Origin of the sequence: Tropicimonas sp. (genome assembly GCF_047971885.1) — a bacterium.
Lineage (GTDB): Bacteria > Pseudomonadota > Alphaproteobacteria > Rhodobacterales > Rhodobacteraceae > Tropicimonas.
Genome location: NZ_JBKEAE010000142.1, coordinates 1 through 1,584, shown reverse-complemented (window position 1 = coordinate 1,584; position 1,584 = coordinate 1). Strand labels below are relative to the sequence as shown.

At 63.1% G+C, this 1,584-nt stretch carries 3 protein-coding genes; all 3 read left to right on the top strand.

Features of this window, described 5'->3' with window-relative positions:
* Positions 1-223: bL17 family ribosomal protein (locus tag ACK5IR_RS12130; RefSeq protein WP_416929253.1), on the top strand; the 223-nt coding region annotated here is incomplete at its 5' end.
* Positions 224-396: 173 nt separating this feature from the next.
* Positions 397-1,008, top strand: coding sequence for an autoinducer binding domain-containing protein (locus tag ACK5IR_RS12125; RefSeq protein ID WP_416929251.1), 612 nt, complete (start codon positions 397-399; stop codon positions 1,006-1,008).
* Positions 1,009-1,049: 41 nt separating this feature from the next.
* Positions 1,050-1,584: AAA family ATPase (locus tag ACK5IR_RS12120; RefSeq protein WP_416929249.1), on the top strand; the 535-nt coding region annotated here is incomplete at its 3' end.

Sequence of the window (1,584 nt, the reverse complement as noted above, 5' to 3'; positions counted from 1 at the left end):
CCGTCTGGCCGCGTCGCGGCTGAAGGACGACCGGCATGTCGCCAAGCTCTTCGAAGTGCTGGGCCCGCGCTATGCCGAACGTCAGGGCGGCTGCGTCCGCGTGCTCAAGGCGGGGTTCCGCTATGGCGACATGGCGCCGATGGCGATCATCGAACTGGTCGATCGCGATGTGGAGGCCAAGGGCGCCGTCGACCGCGCCCGCGAGGAAGCCGGCGAAGAGTGATTCCGGTCTCCGAAATTCACCACAGGCCCCCGTTTTCGGGGGCCTTTTTATTTAGCTGTTGAGTTTTGTCGTATTGATGCGATATCTTCAGTCGATTTCTGGTCTGGTTGAATCTGGTCCGCAGGGTTCACTTTCACGTTGACCTAGGGTGAGGCAATTGATCGAAGTATCGCATGAATGAACAATCCAGCATTGAACGCGGATTGAAAGCGCTCGGTGACATTGCTCCTGACGGCTATCTCGTCGCGCTTCATATCCGGTTCGCCGCCCCGCTGATGTCATTCCAGACCTACAATCAGGATTGGGTCGATCACTATACCGCGAATGCCTATGCCATGCGCGACCCGATGACCGCCTGGGGCTTTTCGACCGAGGGGATAACGCGCTGGAGCGAGACCGGCCTGCCCGATCCGTTCGGCATCATGAAGGAAGCCGCCGATTTCGGGCTGCGATACGGCGTGCAGGTTTCCTGCGGGCCGATCTCTTCGCGCACGATAGCCGGCTGTGCCCGCTCCGACCGCGAATATACCGATTCCGAGATGCACCGCATTTCGTCGATCATTCGCAAGTTGCACGATATGACGGAACCCCCCGAAAGCCTGACGCAGGCGCAGCTCGAGGCGCTGCGGCTGATAGCAGCCGGCGATCGCCATGCCATGGCGGCGGCCAAGCTGAAGATTTCCGAAAGCGCGCTCAAGGCCCGGCTGACCTCGGCGCGCCAGCGTCTGATGGCACGCACGACGGCCGAGGCGATCCAGCGCGCCAAGACCGCACGGTTGCTCTGAGCCGCTTTCCCTCGGTCGCGGCGGGCGATAATCTGCGCCGCATGGCCGATCTTTTCGATATGCCGGGGCAGACCCCAGATGCGAGCGGCAAGGCGCCGCGGCCACTGGCCGACCGCCTGCGGCCGGCAGCGCTGTCCGAGGTGATCGGGCAGGACCACCTGCTTGGCCCCGATGGTCCGCTGGGCACGATGCTGGCAGCCGGAACGTTGTCGTCGCTGATCTTCTGGGGGCCGCCAGGGGTTGGCAAGACCACGATCGCAAGGTTGCTCGCCCGCGAGACTGACCTGCATTTCATTCAGATCAGCGCAATCTTCACCGGTATGCCGGAACTTCGGAAAGTCTTCGAGGCGGCCCGACTGCGCCGCCGGAACGGGCAGGGTACGCTGCTGTTCGTCGACGAGATCCACCGCTTCAACAAGGCCCAGCAGGACGGCTTTCTGCCGCATATGGAGGACGGCACCATCCTTCTGGTCGGCGCCACGACCGAGAACCCCTCGTTCGAGCTGAACGCGGCGCTTCTGAGCCGGGCGCAGGTGATGGTGCTGACCCGTCTGACGCTGGCGCATCTGGAGCTTC